This is a genomic window from Streptomyces sp. 71268 (assembly GCF_029392895.1).
GTDB lineage: Bacteria > Actinomycetota > Actinomycetes > Streptomycetales > Streptomycetaceae > Streptomyces.
Genome location: NZ_CP114200.1, coordinates 246,774 through 267,588, shown reverse-complemented (window position 1 = coordinate 267,588; position 20,815 = coordinate 246,774). Strand labels below are relative to the sequence as shown.

Here is a 20,815-nt window from a genome sequence, read left to right as displayed (position 1 = left end):
CCTCCTGTGGGTGATCAACTGGTCGGCGTGTTGGTCAACTTGACGTAGATATCCGGCCAGGGAGGCGATTTTTTCCCTGCCTCCGTGTGAGCATCTGAAGGCAGAGAGTGATCACCCTGAAGGGTGGGGTGATCGCGGAGAGCTGGCAGCCGACCCCAGGAACCACCCGGCGCGCCACGGCGCGTGTGCCACGGGCCCGGGCTCGTCAGCCTCCACTCAAAGCACGGCGGGGGAGGGACGTTCAGTGACGGGCGGAGCGCAGGAAGAACCAGTCGCCGTCGTCGGACTGGCATGCAGGCTGCCCGGGGCGCCGGGGCCCGCGGCCTTCTGGCGATTGCTCACCGAGGGGCGACACGCGATCGGCGAGCCCCCCGTACGGCGGCGGCCCAGCCTCGCCGTCGCGCCCGGCCAGCGCGGGCCACTCGGCGGCTACCTGGACCAGGTGGACGCCTTCGACCCGGCCTTCTTCGGCATCTCACCGCGCGAGGCCGTGGCCATGGACCCCCAGCAGCGTCTCGTCCTCGAACTGGCCTGGGAGGCTTTGGAGGACGCCGCGATCGTCGCCGGCACGCTCCGCGGCAGCCCGACCGGGGTGTACGTCGGCGCCATGTGGAGCGACTACGCCAGCGTGCTGCACCACGGCGACCCCGAGGCCGTCTCCCGCCACTCCATGACCGGCACCCACCGCAGCCTCCTCGCCAACCGGGTGTCCTACCTCCTCGGCCTGCGCGGTCCGAGCCTCACCCTCGACGCAGGCCAGTCCTCCTCCCTGGTCGCCGCCCACCTGGCCGTCACCAGCCTGCGCACCGGCGAGTCGGAACTCGCGCTCGTCGGCGGCGTCAACCTCATCCTCACCAGCGACAGCACGGCGACGTCCGAGCGACTCGGCGCCCTCTCACCCGACGGCCGCTGCTACGTCTTCGACGCCCGGGCCAACGGTTACGTGCGCGGCGAGGGTGGTTGCGTCGCGGTCCTCAAACCACTGCGCCGCGCCGTCGCCGACGGCGACCGCGTCTACGGCGTCATCCGTGGCAGCGCCGTCAACAACGACGGCACCTCCACCGGTCTGACCGTGCCCAGCCGAGCCGCCCAGGAGCAGGTGCTCCGCCTGGCCTACGCCCGCGCGGGGCTGACCCCGGCCGACGCCCAGTACGTCGAGCTGCACGGCACGGGGACCCCCGTCGGCGACCCGATCGAGGCCGCGGCCCTCGGCGCCGCCCGCGCCGACGGGCCCTCCGCGCGGGCGCCGCTGCGCGTCGGCTCGGCCAAGACCAACGTGGGCCACCTGGAAGGCTCCGCGGGAATCGTCGGGCTGGTGAAGACGCTGCTCAGCCTCCACCACCGACGTCTCACGCCCAGCCTCAACTTCCGCACCCCGCACCCGGACATCCCGCTGGCCGAACTCGGCATCGCCGTCCAGCGCGAGGCGGAGCCGTGGCCCGCGCCGGACGGCCAACTGGTGGCCGGGGTGAGCGCCTTCGGCATGGGCGGCACCAACTGCCACGTGGTGCTCGGCGACGCGCCAACCGCCATCGCCCGCACCGCGCCGCCGCCCGCGACCGCCCGCCCGGCGGCAGCCTCGGCCGCCCGCTCCCGCGTGGCGCGCGAGACGGACGCGGTGCGCGAGACGGACGCGGCGCCGACGGCGCCGGCCTGGCTGCCCTGGGTGCTCTCCGGCCGCGACCCGCGCGCCCTGCGCGCGCAGGCCCGGCGGCTGGCCGACCGCGTCGCGGAGGATCCGGCGCCGCGCCCGTGCGACATCGGCTGGTCCCTCGCCACCGGGCGCACCCCCTTCGAACACCGGGCGGTCATCGTCGCCGCCGACCCCGCGCGCCGCGCCGCCGCCCTCGCCGGGCTGGCACGCGGCGAGTCGGCGCCGGACCTGGTCGAGCCCCCGGTGGGCGGCGCCGGACCGGCCGGCCAGCGGGTGGTCTTCGTCTTTCCCGGCCAGGGCTCGCAGTGGGCCGGCATGGCCACCGAACTCTGGGACCAGGCACCGACCTTCGCCCGTCGGATGGCCGAGTGCGCCGAGGCCCTCGCCGAGTTCGTGGACTGGGACCTGGAAGCCGTGCTGCGCCAGGCGCCTGGCGCGCCCCCGCTGACGCGCGTGGACGTCGTACAGCCCGCGCTGTTCGCCGTGATGGTCTCCCTGGCCTCCCTGTGGCAGGACCACGGCGTGGTCCCGTCGGCCGTCATCGGTGCCTCCCAGGGCGAGGCGGCCGCCGCCTGCGTGGCCGGCGCCCTCTCGCTGCGGGACGCGGCGCGCGTGGTGGCGCTGCGCTCGCAGGTCGTCGGCGCCATCGCCGGCGGTGGCGCCATGGTCTCCCTGGCGTTGAGCCCCGACGAGGCCACCGAGCGGATCGCCGCCTGGGACGGTCGGCTGTCGCTGGCCGCCGTCAACGGCCCCGCGTCCGTCGTCGTCTCCGGCGAGGCCGACGCGGCCACCGAACTCGTGGCCAGGTGCGTCGCCGACGGCGTGCGCGCCCGCTGCGTCCCGGTGGACTACGCGTCCCACTCGGCCCAGGTCGAACCCGTACGCGCGCGGTTGGTGAGGGCGCTGGCCGACATCGCACCGCGCCCGACGACGATCCCGCTCTACTCCACTGTCACGGCACGGCTCCTGCGCGGCACCGAACTGGACCCCCGGTACTGGTACGAGAACCTGCGCGGAACCGTCCACTTCGCGCAGACCATCGACGCGGTGCTCGACGCGGGCGACGCCGTGTTCGTCGAACTGTCACCGCACCCCGTGCTCGTGCACGGCATCGAGCAGAGCATCGAGGCACGCGGCGCCGAACACACGGCGGCCATCGGCTCCCTGCGCCGGGGCGAAAGCGGCCAGCACCGCTTCCTGACCTCGCTGGCCGAGGCGTACGTGCACGGCGTCACCGTCGACTGGACCGCTGCCTTCCGCGACACCGACGCCACCCGTACTGACCTGCCCACCTACCCCTTCCAGCGGCAGCGCTACTGGCCCGGCGGGCACAGCCACGAAGCGTACGAGACGCCCGAACCGGAAGACGCCGACGCCCCGCCGCGCGCCCAGCTCACCGCGCCAGCCGCGGACGACCGACGCCGCGCCGTGGCCGCCCTCATCCGCACCCAGGTCGCCCAGGTCCTGGCGTACGAACCGGACGACGTCGACGCCCGGCGGACCTTCAAGGACCTGGGCTTCGACTCGCTGGGCGCCATCGACCTGCGCAACCGGCTCGGCCGGGCCACCGGACTCCGGCTGCCCTCCTCGCTGCTGTTCGACCACCCCACCATCGAGCACCTGGAGCGCCACCTCAGCGCCGCCCTGGCCCCCGCCACGCGCGCCACCCCAACCGCCCCGGCCACCTCCCGCGACCGAACCGCCCCGGCCGCCGTGGACCGCGACGACATCGCCATCGTCGGCATGGCCTGCCGCTACCCCGGCGACGTCGCCTCGCCCGCCGACCTGTGGCGGCTGGTCGCCGATGGACGGGACGCGATCACGGGTTTCCCCACCGGGCGCGGCTGGGATGAGGGGCTGTACGACCCGGACCCGGAGCGGCCGGGCAAGAGCTACGCCAGGCAGGGCGGATTCCTGCACGACGCCGGCAGCTTCGACGCGGCCTTCTTCGGCATCTCGCCGCGTGAGGCGCGCGGCATGGACCCCCAGCAGCGGCTGCTGCTCGAAGTGGCCTGGGAGGCGGCCGAACGCACCGGCATCGACCCGACCGCACTGCGCTCCAGCGCCACCGGCGTCTTCGTCGGCGGCACCGCACTCGACTACGGACCGCGCATGCACGACGCCCCGCGGGGCGTCGAGGGGCACCTGCTCACCGGCGGCCACACCAGCGTCCTGTCCGGGCGCATCGCCTACCACCTGGGCCTGACCGGCCCCGCCGTCACGGTGGACACCGCCTGTTCCTCCTCGTTGGTCGCCCTCCACCTGGCGGTGCGCTCACTGCGCCAGGGCGAGACGGAACTCGCCCTGGCCGGCGGCGTGACCGTGATGGCGACGCCGGGCATGTTCCTGGAGTTCTCCCGACAGCGCGGCCTGTCGCCCGACGGGCGCTGCAAACCCTTCGGGGCCGATGCCGACGGCACCGGATGGGCCGAGGGCGTCGGACTCCTCATGCTCGAACGCGTACGGGACGCGCACCGCAACGGCCACCGCGTGCTCGCCGTCGTGCGCGGCACCGCGGTCAACCAGGACGGGGCGTCCAACGGCCTCACCGCGCCCCACGGGCCGGCCCAGCAGCGCGTCATCCACCAGGCACTCGCCGACGCCGGCCTGGGCACGGGCGACGTCGACGTGGTCGAGGCCCACGGCACCGGCACCGCGCTGGGCGACCCCATCGAGGCCGAGGCCGTGCTCGCCACCTACGGCCGCGACCGGCGCGACGCGGAACCCGTCTACCTGGGCTCCCTCAAGTCCAACCTCGGCCACACCCAGTCGGCCGCCGGCGTCGGCGGCATCATCAAGATGGTCGAGGCCATGCGGCACGGCCTGCTGCCCAGGACCCTGCACGCCCGCCAGCCCACGCCCCACGTCGACTGGGACACCGGAAGCGTGGCCCTGCTCACCGAGGCACGCGCGTGGCCACAGACCGACCGGCCGCGCCGGGCGGCCGTCTCGTCGTTCGGCATCAGCGGTACCAACGCCCACGTGGTGCTCGAAGAACCACCGCATGCCGCCCCCGACACCGGGACCAGCGCGGCGCCACCCACCCCGGCCGACGCCCCCGGGCGCGAGGCCGTCCCGCTGCCCTGGCTGATCTCGGCCCGCGACGACCGCGCCCTGCGCGAACAGGCGGCGCGACTGCGCAAGTTCCACGCCGACCACCCCGCCGCGACCCCGTCCGACGTGGGCTACTCGCTGGCCACGACCCGTACCGCCTTCGAACGGCGCGCGATCGTGTTCGGCGCGGCACCCGAGGAGTTCCACACCGGCCTCGAAGCCTTGGCCCGTGGCGAGAGCGCGCCGAACCTGGTGCGCGGCGACGCCTCCCACGCCGGCGCCACCGCCTTCCTGTTCACCGGCCAGGGAGCCCAACATCCCGGGATGGGACGGGAGCTGGCGGCAGCCCATCCGGTGTTCGCGCGGGCCCTGGACACCGTATGCGACGCGTTCGACGAGCACCTGGAGCGCCCACTGCGCGAGGTCATGTTCGCCCGCGACCACCCACCCGGGGCGACGCCCGGCGCCGGGCCCGCAACCGAACTGCACCAGACGGCGTACGCTCAGCCGGCCCTCTTCGCGCACGAGGTGGCCCTCTTCCACCTCCTTGAGCGGTACGGGCTCGTGCCCGACGCGCTCGCCGGGCACTCCGTCGGCGAACTCGCCGCCGCTCACCTCGCCGGCGTCCTCTCGCTCGCCGACGCCGCGACGCTGGTCGCGGCCCGGGGCCGACTCATGCAGGCGGCCCGCCCGGGGGGCGCGATGATCGCCGTGCAGGCGACCGAGGAGGAGGTGGTGCGGTCGCTGGCCGAGCACGCCGACCGGGTGTCCCTGGCCGCCGTCAACGGGCCCGACGCCGTGGTGATCTCCGGAGACGCGGAGACCGCCACCGAGGTCGCCGACCGCTGGCGCGCGCGGGGCCGCAAGACCCGCCGCCTGCGCGTCAGCCACGCCTTCCACTCCCCACACATGGACCCGGCACTCGCCCCCTTCCGTGACGTGCTCACCCGCCTCGACCTGCGTCCGCCGAGCCGCCCCCTCGTCTCCACGCTCACTGGGCGACTCGCGACGGCGGCGGAACTGACCTCGCCCGACTACTGGGTACGCCAGGTGCGCGAGCCCGTACGGTTCCTCGACGCCATCCGCACCCTCGAAGGGCGCGGCACCACCGTCTTCGTCGAGGTGGGCCCCGACGCGGCCCTCACGGCCATGGCAGCCGAGTCGTTCCGTAACCAGTCGTCCACCGCCCACGCCCTGCTGCGCGCCGGGCGGCCGGAGGCCGAAACGCTCGTCGCCGGCCTCGGGCGCGCGCACGCGCACGGCGCGCCGCTGGACCTGACCGCGTTCTTCCCCGGCGCGCGGCGGGTGGAGTTGCCCACCTACGCGTTCCAGCGCGACCACTACTGGCTCGCCCAGCAGCCCCGCACGGACCCGCGCGGCCTCGGGTTGGAGAGCGCGGAGCACCTCTGGCTGTCGGCCGCGGTGCCGCTCGCCGACCGGAACGAGGCCGTGCTCACCGGCCGCATCTCGCTCGCCGCCCACCCCTGGCTGGCCGACCACACCGTCGGCGAGTCCGCCATCGTCCCCGGCGCCGCCTTCCTGGAGCTGGCCCAGGCCACGGCCCGGCACGTCGGGGCCGGGCAGGTCGTCGACCTCAGCTTGGAGACCCCGTTGCCGCTGCCGGCCAACGGCGCGCTCCAGATCCAGGTCACCGTCGGCGCCCCGGACGCCTGCGACCAGCGCTCGCTGACCCTGCACGCCCGCGCGGACCCGCCCGACGGCGAGCCGGGCCCGTGGACGCGCCACGCCTCGGGCGCGCTCGGCCCCCAGGCCCCGGAGCCCCGGGACCAGAACAGTGCCGACCAGCCGGCCGCCTGGCCGCCCGCCGATGCCACGCCCGACGCGGTGCCCGACGTGTACGCCCAACTGGCCGAGCGGGGGTACGACTACGGCCCGGCCTTCCGTAACCTCACGGCCTGCTGGCGACACGGTGAGGACCGCTACGTCGAGGTGCGGCTCCCGGCGGAACAGTCCGCGGTCGCCGAACGGTGCGCGATCCACCCCGCGCTGCTGGACGCCGTACTTCACCCGCTGGCCGCGGACGCCACGCGCGGGGGAGACCCCGACGAGGTCTGGCTCCCGTTCGCCTGGGCCGGCGTCACGGTGCACGCCACCGGAGCGACCGAACTCCGCGCCCGCCTCCACCCCACCGGCCCGGACGCCGTGGCCCTGACGGTCACGGACCTGACCGGAGCGCCGGTGGTCTCCGTACGATCCCTCACCCTGCGGCCCGTACGCATCGCCAAGCTCGCCGCCGCCGGGCGCGACCAGGGGAGCGGTCCGCTGCCGCTGTACACCGTCGCCTGGGAGCCGCTGCCCGCCCCCGCCGCCGACGCACCCGCACCCGCGATGGTGGAGCTCACGGTGTCGGGCGAAGCGTCGGCTCCGGACGTCACGCCGAACGTCGAGGTGGTGCTTGCCAGGGTGGTGGCCGCGCCCGGCGAAGCCGACCCGGTGCAGGCGGCGCACCGCACGGCGGAGCGCGTGTTGGAACTCGTCCAGGGGTTCCTGAGCGACGACCGCCTCGTGCAGGCGCGGCTGGTGGTCGCGACCCGGGGGGCCGTCGCGACCCGCCCGGGCGAGGACGTGCCGGCGCTCGCCGCCGCCCCGCTGTGGGGCCTCCTCCGTAGCGCGCAGACCGAACACCCGGGCCGTGTCACCCTGGTCGACCTCGACCCGGCCGGCGACGACTCCCTCCTGTCCGTGGCCATCGCAAGCGGCGAACCGCAGCTCGCGGTGCGGGCCGGCCACCTCCTCGTACCGCGCCTGGCACACCTGCCGCAGGCGGGGGTCGCGGCGGGGCCGCCGGTCGCCGCGCCTCCGCCCCCGCGCGGTGCCGCCGGCGACGACGCCGACCTCCGAGCGGGTGACGAGGCGGTGGCGGGCAGCGCGGCACGTGTCGCCGGCGCGGCCCCGGCGGGCGCGGTGGCCGCCGGCGGTGTCGCGGTCGCGCTCGATCCGCACGGGACCGTCCTCGTCACGGGCGGGACCGGCGGGTTGGGTTCGCTGGTGGCCCGCCATCTGGTGGCCGCGCACGGGGTGCGGCACCTGTTGTTGCTCAGCCGTCGCGGCCCGGAGGCGCCCGGCGCGCGCGGGCTCACGGCCGAACTCGCCGCGCACGGCGCGCGGGTGACCGTCTCGTCCGTGGACGCCGCGGACGAAGAGGCGCTCGCCCGGCTGCTGGCCACCCTTCCGAGCGCCCACCCGCTGACCGCCGTGGTGCACGCGGCCGGTGTCGTCGACGACGGCACCCTCGACGCGCTCACCCCCGAGCGACTCGCGGCGGTGCTGCGGCCCAAAACGGACGCCGCCTGGAACCTGCACCGGCTGACCGAGAACTGTCCGCTGGCCGCGTTCGTACTCTTCTCCTCGCTGTCGGGCCTGACCGGGGGCGCGGGACAGGCCAACTACGCGGCGGGCAACACCTTCCTCGACGCGCTGGCCGCACACCGCGCGGCCCGGGGGCTCCCCGCGACATCCCTCGCCTGGGGCCTGTGGGACGCGCCGCGCGGCATGGGCGGCGCGCTCACCAACGCCGACCGCACGCGATGGGCCCGCGCCGGGGTCGCCCCGCTCGCGGCGGAGCGCGGCCTCGCCCTCCTCGACGCGGCGCTCGCCAACCCGCGAGCCCTCCTCGTCCCGGCGGCGCTCCACCTCGCCAGGTTCCGGGCCCACCCCGAGGAGGCGCCCGCCATGCTGCGCGGTCTGGTCGGCACCCCGGCGCGACGGCCCGGCCCGGGCGGCGCGCGCGAGGGCCGAGCGCCCGAGGCCTGGGCCGACCGGTTCGCCGCGCTACCCGAGGAACAACGGGCGGAGGCCGCCCGCGCGTTGGTGCGCGACGTGACCGCCGCCGTTCTCGGCCACACCGACTCGGCCGCCATCGATCCCGAGCACGGCTTCAAGGAGATCGGGTTCGACTCACTGGCCGGGGTGGAGCTGCGTAACCAACTGCACATCGCCACCGGCGTACGGCTGCCCGCCACGGCCACCTTCGAGCACCCCACGCCGGCGGCGCTCGCCTCCCACCTCCTGCGCGCGCTCAGCACCCACACCGAGGACACCGCGACACCGGACCCCATCGCGGAGCGGCTCGCCGCGCTGCGGCCGGCGGTCGCGGCGGCGGCCTCGGAGCCGGAGGGGTACGAGCGGGTCACGGCCCAGCTCCGCGCGCTGCTGTCCACTGCCCATACGGCGGGGATGGACACGGCTGCCGCCTGGGCGAGCGGCGAGACCGTGACGGACGAGGAGTTGTTCGCGCTGTTCGACCAGCGCGAATGAGCGACATGCGCTTGAGACTGCCCCATCTGCAGCGACGGCACGCCACGGAGGCCGGCCCCCCGTACGGCACCCCGGCGGGCGCGCCTCGGCTGCGTGGGTCAGGGGCCCGGACAACGTGGGGCCGGCGGCCACCGGTGGGATCGGTGGCCGCCGGCCGGGGGAGGAGCGGCGACGCGCTGGTTGCCGAAGGGGCGGCGCCGGGTCTGCCGCGCCCGCCGGGTACCGCGCCGGGATGACGTCGGGCCGGCGCCGCCGGCGGCGGGCGCGTCGGCGAGGTGTACGACTGTGGTCAGGCGGTCAGGTGCTCAAGGGGGCAGACGCTCAATCAGGCAGACAGCCAGGCAGGCAGACAGACAGCCAGGCGGGCAGACGAGCAGGCGATCAGGCGGGCAGCGGGATCGGGAGTTCCAGGCGGTCGTCCGAGGTGAGGATGGCCTGTTGGAGTGCCTGGAGGTCGCGGCATGGTTCGAGGCCCAGCTCCTCGTTGAGCGTCTTGCGGGCCGACTGGTAGACGTGCAGCGCGTCGGCGCGCCGCCCGGAGCGGTAGAGCGCCAGCATCAGTTGGCGGTGCAGGGCCTCCCTGAGCGGGTGCTCCGTTGCCAACTGGTAGAGGTCGCTGACGAGTTCGCGGTGTCGTCCCAGCATGAGTCGGGCGTCCATCAGCATCTCGACGCACTCCAACCTGGCCTCGTACAGCCAGGTCTGGAAACCCTCCAGGATCGGTCCGCAACACACGTCGTCGAGCAGCGGTCCGCGCCACAGGGCGAGGGCGCTCTCGAAGCTGTGGGCCGCCTGTCCGTAGCGGTGCGCTCGGGAGTGGTGGCGCCCGTCGTTCACCAGGCGCTCGAAGTGTCGGATGTCCAACTCGTCGGAGCCCAGGCGCAGGACGTAGCCGGGCGGGCGCGTGAGCACCGGGCTCTCGTCGCGGTCGGGGCGGTTGAGGAACTTGCGGATCTGCGAGACGTACACGTGGAGCCCGGCGATGACACGGCGCGGGGGCTCCTCGCCCCAGATCTCCGTGATGAGGTGGTCGACGGGGACCACCTGGTCCGAGCGGACGAGGAGAACGGTGAGTAACACCTCTATCTTCCGCGCCCTGATGGAAGACTTTTCCTCTCCATCGACCACGCGGAGAGGCCCCATGATTTCATATCGCACGGCGTGTCCCAGTCGCTGAAAGCGGTGAATTGTCGTATTCCGTAGACGGACTCTTTGCGGTGTGCGAGCGGGTGCCAACCCTGGTTGACGTACGGATCGTGGGACCGTAACGGGCACCTGCCCGCAAGTCGGCCCTTTTGGCCTCACAGGGCCGTTTCCGTTGGTTTACGTCGTGCGACACCGAGGCCACATATCCCCCGTCTCTATGGCGGTTCCCTCGACGGACCGGGCGGCAATGCGAAGCGGGTTCTCGCAGGTTACTGAAACGCCTCTGCGAGTTATTCCGTTCGCTTGCTGAGAATCGGAAAACCGCACCCGTCGGGCGCTGTCTCCAGGAATGACGATACGCCGCTCGCCTACGCCGGACAGGTTAATGCACCCCTGTTCCGTCAGACCCCTGCCCCAGTTGCCAACTCCGCACCCCCTAGGGGCGGAACGGGGTGTTCGCGGGAGTGCCGGGCACCCTGCGCGACCGACGGGTGGTCCGGGCCGCGGGCCTGGTGGGGGTGGTCGGCGGCCGGGGGTGCTGGTGCCACCGCGGGTGCTGGTGCGACGCGTGTGGTGCCGCGCGTGATGCCTGGTCAGCCCGGACTCGGGCCGGCTGTTGGGGGCGCTAGGGGGGTGGCCTTCGGCGCCGACACGTCGGGTGCCGGCGCCGAAGGTCGGGTCCCTGGCCGCGCCGCACTCGGGGCCGGTGGGGCGGCGGTGCGGCCTGGTAGGGGTGTCTCAGGGCTTGTGCGCGACCACGATCACACATCCGGCGCTCGGCACCGTCGGCAGCGCCTCCTTGGCCGCGTCGAACACCTCCTGGACCGAGATCCCGTGCGTGGCCTCGAAGTCCTTGCGGCAGCGCAGGATGCCGTCGATCATCCGGTTGGCCGTGTCCTTGGTGTTCTCGGTGACGTCCTTGACCTCGTCGAGGACCAGCCCGGCGGCGGCGATCAGCTCCGGCCAGTCCTCCAGCCTGACCAGCGAGGAGACGACGGACGGGTCGGTGGGCTCCTGGTAGCTGCCGTCCTCGGGCGGGGTCACGTCGGTCAGTACCACCCGACCGCCCGGCACCAGCACCCGCGTCATCTCGCGCAGCGCCGTCAGCCGTTCCATGTGGTTGATCGACTCGAAGGCCAGCACGGCCTCGAAGGACTCCGCGTCGAAGGGCATCGCCATGGCGTCCGCGAACTGGAACTTCACCTGCTCCGACCTGCCCGCGGCCGCCGCCCGTTCAAGGCCCTGCTTGACCTGCTGCTCGCTGATGGTGATGCCCAGTACGTCGGCCCCGGTCGAGGTCGCCACGCGCATCGCCGGCTTGCCGATCCCGCAGCCCACGTCGAGCACCCGGTCGCCCGGCCCCACGCGGAGCCGTTCGATGAGCAGGTCGGTGAACCGGTCGGTGGCCTCCTCGACGGTGGCCGTGTCCTCGGCGTTCTCCCAGTACCCGAAGTGGAAGTTGTCGTCCCACGCCATCTGGAGCAGCGGGCCCAACGAGCTGTAGTAGTCGGACACCTGGCCGCTCGGCGGAACGGACGCTTGGGGCATGACTCTCCTCCTGTGTGCTCGGCGACCGGGCTGGCCGTCAAGGGGCCACCACGGGGCCCACTCGTGAACTGATGGTCCAGTGGCGCGATAACACCGGGCTAAAGTCACCGGCCGCGACCTGTTTGGCGTGCCTTTAGAGAGGCAGACCACGCTGGCGACGTGCTCGCACCGATCACTCAAGTCCGGAGCGGAGTGCCGCCAATGACCCATGACGACCGGAAGTCTTTTCCTGCTGAGCTCCGTACGAGGCGTGATGGCTAGCACCGATCCCACCCGGTCACCCCGGTCCGTAACTCCCATCGCCGTCGTGGGCCTTGCCTGCCGATTTCCGCGGGCGGCGAGTCCCCGTGAATTCTGGCGACTGTTACGCGATGGTGAAAGCGCCATTTCCGCGATGCCCGACGACCGCCGACGCGCGGAAAGCGTCGACGCGGCGAGCGGAGCGACCGACGAGGCCCGTTCCATTCACTGGGGCGGATTCCTGGACCGCGTGGACACATTCGACGCCGAATTCTTCGGCATCGCGCCGCGCGAGGCGCTCGCCATGGACCCCCAGCAGCGACTGATGCTGGAGCTGGCCTGGGAGGCGCTGGAGGACGCTGGCACCCTCCCCGAGACCCTGGCGGGCAGCCGCACCGGCGTCTTCGTGGGCGCCATGTGGGACGAGTACGCCGCCCTGCTGCGCCGGCACGGCGCGCTCGCGGACAACCGGTACCCGATGACCGGCCTGCACCGCAGCGCCATCGCCAACCGCGTCTCCTACGGACTCGGACTGCGCGGTCCCAGCCTGGCCGTCGACGCGGCCCAGTCCTCCGCGCTGGTGGCCGTACACCTGGCCTGCGAGAGCCTGCGCCGTGGCGAGTGCACCCGGGCACTGGCGGCCGGCGTCAACCTGATCCTCGGCGAGGACAGCATGGACGCGGCCACCGCCCAGTTCGGCGGGCTCTCCCCGGACGGCAGGTGCCACACCTTCGACGCCCGGGCGAACGGGTTCGTACGGGGCGAAGGCGGCGGCGCGGTGCTGCTGCGGCCCCTGGAGGCGGCGCTGCGCGACGGCGACCCGGTCTACTGCGTCATCCGGGCCAGCGCCGTCAACAACGACGGCGCCACCGACGGGCTCACCGCACCCAGCCAGGGCGCCCAGGAAGAGGTGCTGCGCCGCGCCTACGAGCAGGCCGAGGTGGCCGCCGCCGACGTCCAGTACGTGGAGCTGCACGGCACCGGCACACCCGTCGGCGACCCGATCGAGGCCGCGGCCCTCGGGGCCGCGCTGGGCCGGGACCGGTCGGCCGGGGCGCCGTTGCGGGTGGGCTCCGCGAAGACGAACGTCGGTCACCTGGAGTCAGCCGCCGGAATCGTCGGGCTGCTCAAGGTGGCGCTCTCCCTCACGCACCGCGCGCTGCCGCCGAGCCTGAACTACGCCACACCCAACCCGCGCATCCCGCTGGCCACCCTGGGACTTGAGGTGCAGCGGGAACTGGGCCAGTGGCCGAGGCCCGACCAACCCCTGGTCGCCGGCGTCAGCGCCTTCGGCATGGGCGGCACCAACGCCCACCTGGTGCTCACCGAGGCACCCGACCTCGAGCCGACCCCGTCGTCACCCACCGCCGAGTCCGCCCCGGCGCGCCGCGCCCACCCGAGCCCCGCCCCCGTCGCCTGGACGCTGTCGGCCAAGACCGAGCAGGCGCTGCGCGCCCAGGCCGCGCGGCTGCGCGCACACCTGGCCGAGGAGCCCGACGCGGACCCGGCGGCCGTCGGGTACGCGCTCGCCACTCGCCGGACGGCCTTCGCTCACCGCGCCGTGTTGCACGGACACGGGCGGGACGAGCTGCTGGCCCTGTTGGACGCGGCCGAGCGGGGCGCGGACGCCCCGGGGCTGGCCCGTGGCCGGGCCACCGGCGGAAAGGTCGCGCTGCTCTTCAGCGGCCAGGGCAGCCAGCGGCTGGACATGGGCCGCGAGCTGTACGACACCTACCCGGTCTTCGCCGCCGCCCTGGACGCGGCCATCGACCACCTCGACCGCCACCTGGACCGGCCGCTGCGCGAGGTCCTGTTCACCACACCGGACGCGCCAGCCGTCCCGGCCGCGCCAGAGGCTCCGCACGTACCCGATGCGCCAGCCGCGTCGCCCAGCGCGCTCGACCAGACCGCGTACACCCAGGCCGCCCTGTTCGCTATCGAGGTCGCCCTCTACCGGCTGGTCGAGTCCTGGGGCCTGAGGCCGGACTACCTGCTGGGTCACTCGGTGGGCGAGATCGCCGCCGCCCACGTCGCCGGGGTGTTCTCGCTCGCCGACGCCGCCGCGCTCGTCGCGGCCCGCGGGCGGCTGATGCAGGCCGTCACGGAACCGGGCGCGATGGCCGCCTGGCAGGCCGGCGAGGACGAGGCGGCCGAACTCCTCGCGCGGTACGCGGGTCGGCTCGGCGTCGCCGCCGTCAACGGACCCGCGTCGCTCGTGGTCTCCGGCGACGCGGACGCCGTGGACGAGGCGACCGCCGCCTGGCGCGCCCGTGGGCGCAAGGCGTCCCGGCTGCGCGTCAGCCACGCCTTCCACTCCCACCACATGGACGGCATGCTCGACGCGCTACGGGCCGTCGCCGCCGGCCTGACGTTCGCCACGCCGACCATCGACGTCATCTCGAACGTGACCGGCGAGGTGGCCACCGCGCGGCAACTCGGCTCGCCCGACTACTGGGCCGAACACGCCCGCGGCGCCGTCCGGTTCATGACCGGCGTGCACACCCTGCACGCGGCCGGCGTCGACACGTTCCTCGAAATCGGCCCCGACGCCCCGCTGACCGTCATGGCCCGCGAGTGCTTCACCTCCATGCCCGAGGCCGGACGAGGCGGCGCCGACCGACCTCGGCCCGCCGCCCTGGCCACCCTCCGCCGCCAGCGCCCCGAGGCCACCACCCTCACCTCCGCCGTGGCCCAGGCGTACGTACGGGGCGTGCCGCTGCGCTGGGAGCGGACCTTCGACGGGGCCGGCCACCCTCGGGTGACCCTGCCGACCTACGCCTTCCAACGGCAGCGCTTCTGGCCGGCGGCCGAGCCCGGGCCGGCGGGCGCGCGGCGAACCGGACACGGTGGCACCCACATCCCGGCCCGCGTCAACGGCACGGCCCTGCCCGGACCCGCCCCCGACGCGCCCACCCCGCCCGAACCCGCCGCCTCACCCCTGCGGAGCAGGCTGGGCGGGCTGACCGACGCCGAGCGCGACCAGGTACTGCTGGACCTGGTACGGGCCAAGGCGGCGCTGGTCCTCGGCCACGCGACGGGCAGCGCCGTCGACCCGCACCTGACGTTCAAGGAACTCGGCTTCGACTCGATGGCCGCGGCCGAGCTGAGCGAACAGCTCAGCGACGCGGCCGGGCTGCCACTGCCCGCCACGCTGACGTTCGACCACCCCACGCCCACGGCCGTGGCGGCCGAACTGCGCGCCCAGACCGGCGACGGTCCCGGCGCCTCGTCCGAGCCGCACCGGTCGGCGCCCGCCGTGGCCGGCACCGACGAGCCCATCGCCATCGTCGCCATGAGCTGCCGCTACCCGGGAGGCGCCAGCACCCCCGAGGAGCTGTGGCGCCTGGTGGCCGGACAGGTCGACGCCGTGGGCCCCTTCCCCACCGACCGGGGCTGGGACCTGGCGGGCCTCTACCACCCCGACGCCGACCACCCCGGCACCAGCTACGCCCGCGAGGGCGGCTTCCTCTACGACGCGGCCGAGTTCGACGCCGCCTTCTTCGGGATCAGCCCGCGCGAGGCACTGGCGATCGAACCGCAGCAGCGCCTGCTCCTGGAGGCCGCCTGGGAGGCGTTCGAGCGCGCCGGCATCGACGGCCCGGCGCTGCGCGGCAGCGACACCGGCGTGTTCGTGGGCGCCACCGCGCAGGACTACGGCCCGCGACTGCACCAGGCCGCCGGCGGCATCGATGCCCACCTGCTCACCGGCGTCACGCCCAGCGTGGCCTCCGGCCGGGTGGCCTTCACCTTCGGCCTCGAAGGGCCCGCCGTCACCATCGACACGGCCTGCTCATCGTCCCTGGTAGCCCTGCACCTGGCGGCCCAGTCGCTGCGACAGGGCGAGTGCGCGCTGGCGCTGGCGGGCGGCGTCACGCTGATGGCCTCACCCGGCATGTTCACCGGCTTCTCCCGCCAGCGCGGCTTGGCCCCCGACGGCCGGTGCAAGCCGTTCGCCGCCGCGGCCGACGGGACCGGCTGGGCCGAAGGCGTGGGGCTGGTCCTCCTGGAGCGGCTCTCGGACGCCCGGCGCAACGGGCACGAGGTGCTCGCCGTCGTCCGTGGCTCGGCCATCAACCAGGACGGTGCCAGCAACGGCCTGGCCGCGCCCAACGGCCCCGCCCAGCAGCGCGTCATCCGCCAGGCACTGGTCAACGCCGGGATCGCCGCGACCGAGGTGGACGCCGTGGAGGCCCACGGCACCGGCACCACCCTCGGCGACCCGATCGAGGCACAGGCCCTGCTCGCCACCTACGGCCAGGGCCGGCCCGACGACCAGCCCCTGTGGCTGGGCTCGGTCAAGTCCAACATCGGGCACACCCAGGCAGCCGCCGGCGTCGCCGGCGTGATCAAGATGGTGATGGCGCTGCGCCACGCGGAGCTGCCGCCGTCGCTGCACGCCAACGAGCCCAGCCCGCACGTGAACTGGGCCGCCGGCGGCGTACGCCTGCTGACCGAGCCCGTGCCGTGGCAGGCGGGCGAGCGCCCGCGCCGGGCCGCCGTCTCCTCGTTCGGCATCAGCGGCACCAACGCCCACCTCATCGTGGAGCAGGCCCCCGCCGCACAAGACGCGGAACGCCCGAACCAGGGCGGCCAGGACGCGCCGACGCCGGCCGCCGTCACCGTCGGCGGCGTCGTGCCCTGGGTGCTCTCGGCGCGTGGCCCGCAGGCGCTGCGCGGCCAGGCCAAGGCGCTGGTCGAGCGGCTGCCGGCCGCCCTGGAGGCCGGCGCCACGCTCGCCGATATCGGCTTCTCGCTGGCGACCCGACGGACGGTGTTCGAGCACCGGGCCGTGGTGCTCGGCCAGGACCGGGACGAACTGCTGGTCGGCCTGGAGGCGCTCGCGGCCGGCGAGACCTATCCCGGCGTGGTGGGCCCCGCCGCGCCCCCGACCGGCAACAGCGCGCGCGGCCCCGTCCTCGTCTTCCCGGGTCAGGGTTCGCAGTGGGTGGGGATGGGCGCGGGGTTGTTGGAGTCCTCGTCGGTGTTCGCGGCGCGGGTGGGTGAGTGTGAGCGGGCGCTGGCGCCGTACGTGGAATGGTCGTTGACCGAGGTGCTGCGCGGTGGTGTGGGCGCGGCTGATCTGGGTCGGGTTGATGTGGTGCAGCCGGTGTTGTGGGCGGTGATGGTGTCGTTGGCCGCGGTGTGGGCTGATCAGGGTGTGAAGCCTGCCGCTGTGGTGGGTCACAGTCAGGGTGAGATCGCGGCCGCTGTCGTCGCCGGTGCGCTGTCGTTGGAGGACGGCGCGAAGGTGGTGGCGCTGCGGAGCAGGGCACTGCGCCGCCTCGCCGGTGGCGGTGCCATGGCCTCGCTCGGCATGAGCCAGGCTGAGGCGACGCCGTGGCTGGCCGGGTTGGGTGAGGCGGCGTCGGCGGTCGTCGTGGCGGCCGTCAACGGCCCGGGCTCCGTGGTCGTCTCCGGCCCGCCCGAGCAGGTACGGCACGCGGTGGAAGGCTGGCAGCGCACCGGCGGCCGGGCCCGCCTGATCGACGTGGACTACGCCTCGCACAGCCCCCAGGTCGACGTGATCGCCGACGAGTTGACCGAACTCCTCGCGGGCGTCGAGCCGACCGGTTCCGACGTCGCCTTCTACTCGACCGTCACCGCCGAGCGGCTGGACACGAGAGAGCTGACCGCCGCGTACTGGGTGACCAACCTGCGGGAGCGCGTACGCTTCGCCGACGCCGTGCGTCGGCTGCTCGAAGCGGGCCACCGGGTGTTCATCGAGGCCAGCACCCACCCCGTGCTCACCGTGGGATTGCAGGAGTCCTTCGACGAGGCGGCGGTGGCGGCCGTGACCGTGCCCACGCTCCGGCGCGAGCAGGGCGGCCCGGCACAGTTGGCGCAGTCGGTGGCGCAGGCGTTCGCCGCCGGAGTCGCGGTGGACTGGTCCCGGTGGTTCGCCGCCGAACCCGCGCCCCGCGTCGTGGACCTGCCGACGTACGCCTTCCAACGCGAGCGGTACTGGCTCGCCCCGGCCGGCGGAGGCGCCGGCAACCCGGCCGACCTCGGGCTCACCACCTCCGGACACCCGCTGCTCGGCGCCGCCGTCGAGGTCGCCGACGGCACCACCCACGTGCTCACCGGACGGCTGTCGACGCGGACCCACGCCTGGCTCGCGGAGCACGAGGTGGCCGGCGTCACCCTGGTGCCGGGCACGGTGCTGCTGGAGTGGGCGCTGCGCGCCGCCGACGAGGTGGGCGGCGCGGGCGTGGACGAACTGGCCCTCCAGGTGCCCCTGGTGCTTCCCGCCACGGGCGCGCTGCGCGTCCAGGTCGTGGTGGGCGAGGCCACCGCCGACGGCCGCCGCGACGTACGGATCTACTCACGCGCCGACGAGCCCCAACCGTCCAGCCTGCCCTGGCTGTGCCACGCGGAAGGCGTACTGGCTCCGCCGCGGACCGAGGCCACCGAGCCCGACCAGCCGATCGGAGCCTGGCCGCCGCCCGCCGCCGAGCCCGTGGACCTGGCCGAGTTCACCGCCCACAACACCGCCGACGGCTACGGCTACGGGCCCGCCTTCCAGGGCCTGCGCGCCCTGTGGCGACACGGGGACGAGGTGCTCGCCGAGGTCGCGCTGCCCAAGGCGGCGGGCGACCACGAGGGTTACGGCATCCACCCGGCCCTGCTGGACGCGGCGCTCCAGCCCGCGCGCCTGGTCCCCACCCCCACGGCGGACGAGGACATCGACGGGCGGGTGTGGATGCCGTTCAGTTGGACCGGGGTGACGCTGTGGGCCGGTGAGGCGCGCAGCGTCCGGGTCCGGCTCAGCCCGCGTCAGGACGTGGCGGAGGGGGAGCGGGCGCTGCGCGTCACGGTCACCGACGGAACCGGCGCGCCCGTGCTTACCGCCGACGCGCTGGTGACCCGCCCCGCCGACGGGAACCACCTGCGCGCCGTGGCCAGCCGGGGCGTGGAGGGCCTGTTCACGCTGGACTGGGCCCAACTCGCCACGGCGCGCGGGACCGACACGCCCGCCGACGCGGACTGGGCACTGCTCGGCGACGACCGGCTCGGCCTGACCGAGCCCGGCACCGGCGGCCCGCACGGCCCCACCCGCCACCCCGACGTGGCGACGCTGGTGGCATCGGCCGCCGACGGCGCGCCCGTACCCGCGACCGTGCTGACCCAGGCACTCGGTAGCGACACACCGACCGACACCCAGGCCGACGCGCTGCGCCTCGCCGAGAACCTGTCGCGCCAGGTGCGCGACTGGCTGGCCCGCCCCACCCTGGCCGACAGCCGGCTCGTCGTCATCACCCGTGGCGCCGTGGCCACCGACGACGGCGAACCCGTCCGCGACCTGGCCGGCGCCACCGCATGGGGGCTGGTCGGCGCCCTCCAGGCCGCGCACCCGGGGCGGCTGCTGCTGCTCGACACCGACGAGGACACCGCCGTACTGCCCTCGGTGGCGCTGCGGGCCGGCGAGTTCGACGAGCCTCGGCTCGCGGTACGGGCCGGCCGGGTGCTGGCACCGCGCCTCACCCGGGCCACCGCCCCCGCCGAACCAGCCACCGACGGGACCGACGCGCTCGACTCGGACGGCACCGTCCTGGTCACCGGCGGCGACGGGCCGCTGGGCGAGCTGATCGCCGAGCACCTGGCACGTACGGGACAGGCCAAGCACCTCCTGCTCGTCAGTCCACCCGGCGCGGGCGACGACGGGACGGGCGAACTCGCGGACCGGCTCGACGCGTTGGGCGCCACGCCACGGTTCGCGTCCGCCGACCTCGCCGACCCCGAGGCGGTGGCCGCGCTCGTCGCCGCTGTCGACCCCAAACACCCGCTCACCGCCGTCATCCACACCTCGGGCGGTCACCCGGCGGCGCGGACGGCCACGGACGGGCCCACGTCCGCTGGTGAGGGCACCGTGGACGCCACCGGACACCTGGCCCGGTTGTGGGCCACCCGGGCCGGCGCCGTCGCGCACCTGCACGCGGCCACCGCCGGGTTGCCCCTCACGCTGTTCGCGACGTTCGCGTCGGCCGCCGGCACCCTCGGCGTCGCCGGGCGACCCGAGGACGCGGCGGCCGACGCGTACGGCGCCGCGCTGGCGACCCACCGGCGCACGCTCGGCCTGCCCGGCCTCGCGGTGGCCTGGGGGCCCTGGGCCGCGGACGGGGCCGCGCCAGCGCCGCGTTCCGGCATCGAGGCGCTCCCCACCGAGCAGGCGCTCACCCTCTGGGACGCCTCCCGCCGCCACGGCGGCAGCCACCTGGTGGCCGCGGCCATCGACCCCCGCGCACTGGCGGCACTCCCCGTCGACACGGTGCCGGCCGCCCTGCGCGGCCTGCTCACGGTCGGCGTACGCGGACGGCGCAGCGCGGCCGAGGCCGGTGCGGGACGGCCGGTGGACTGGGTGGCACAGCTCGCCGGACTCTCCGCCGACGAGCGCCACCGAACCCTGCTGACCCTGGTCCGGGGGCACGCGGCCACGGTGCTCGGGCACGCCGACGCCGACGCGGTCCAGGTGGACGCGAGCTTCAAGGACCTCGGCTTCGACTCGTTCACGGCCGTGGAACTGCGCAACCGACTCGCCGCCGCCACCGGGCTGCGCCTGCCGGCCGCCCTCATCTTCCGCCACCCGACACCGGAGGGCATCGCCACGCACCTGCTCCAGCGGATCGTGCCCGACGAGACACAACCCCCGGCGCACGGCACCGCCGAACTGGCGCTCACCGACCTCACCCGGCTGGAGAACACCCTGACCAACGCGGCGCTGGCGGACAGCGACGCCGGCGCCGTGCTGTCCCGACTGGAAAGCCTGCTGACCCGGCTCAAGGCGGAACACAAGCCGGCAAGCGAAGGCAGCGCCGCGCAACGACTGGAATCCGCGTCCGCGGACCAGGTTCTCGACTTTATCCACAACGAACTCGGGGTGTCCTGAATGCGCCGGAC

The 20,815-nt window shown here is 74.6% G+C and carries 4 protein-coding genes; 2 read left to right on the top strand and 2 right to left on the bottom strand.

Annotation, left to right across the window (positions count from 1 at the left end; all coding sequences use genetic code 11):
• Positions 1–244: 244 nt before the first annotated feature.
• The gene (locus tag OYE22_RS00820) at positions 245–8,986 is read left to right on the top strand and encodes a type I polyketide synthase (RefSeq protein WP_277318563.1); all 8,742 of its coding nucleotides are present in this window, start codon (positions 245–247) and stop codon (positions 8,984–8,986) included.
• A 381-nt stretch (positions 8,987–9,367) separates the two neighbouring features.
• On the opposite strand, the gene OYE22_RS00815 is transcribed toward OYE22_RS00820, so the two are convergent.
• Positions 9,368–10,144: an AfsR/SARP family transcriptional regulator gene (locus tag OYE22_RS00815; RefSeq protein ID WP_277318562.1), complete on the bottom strand. Its 777-nt coding sequence runs from the start codon at positions 10,142–10,144 to the stop codon at positions 9,368–9,370.
• A 726-nt stretch (positions 10,145–10,870) separates the two neighbouring features.
• A complete protein-coding gene (locus OYE22_RS00810; RefSeq protein ID WP_277318561.1) occupies positions 10,871–11,680 on the bottom strand; it encodes a methyltransferase domain-containing protein in 810 nt (269 codons plus the stop codon).
• A gap of 253 nt (positions 11,681–11,933) precedes the next feature.
• Between OYE22_RS00810 and OYE22_RS00805 the strand changes: the two genes are divergently transcribed.
• A complete protein-coding gene (locus OYE22_RS00805) occupies positions 11,934–20,804 on the top strand; it encodes a type I polyketide synthase (RefSeq protein WP_277318560.1) in 8,871 nt (2,956 codons plus the stop codon).
• Positions 20,805–20,815: the final 11 nt, after the last annotated feature.

What these genes read in the sequence shown, in the direction of transcription:
- OYE22_RS00810 (WP_277318561.1), bottom strand. Translation starts at nt 11,680, where the DNA reads ATGCCCCAAGCGTCCGTTCCGCCGAGCGGCCAGGTGTCCGACTACTAC.
- OYE22_RS00805 (WP_277318560.1), top strand. Translation starts at nt 11,934, where the DNA reads ATGGCTAGCACCGATCCCACCCGGTCACCCCGGTCCGTAACTCCCATC.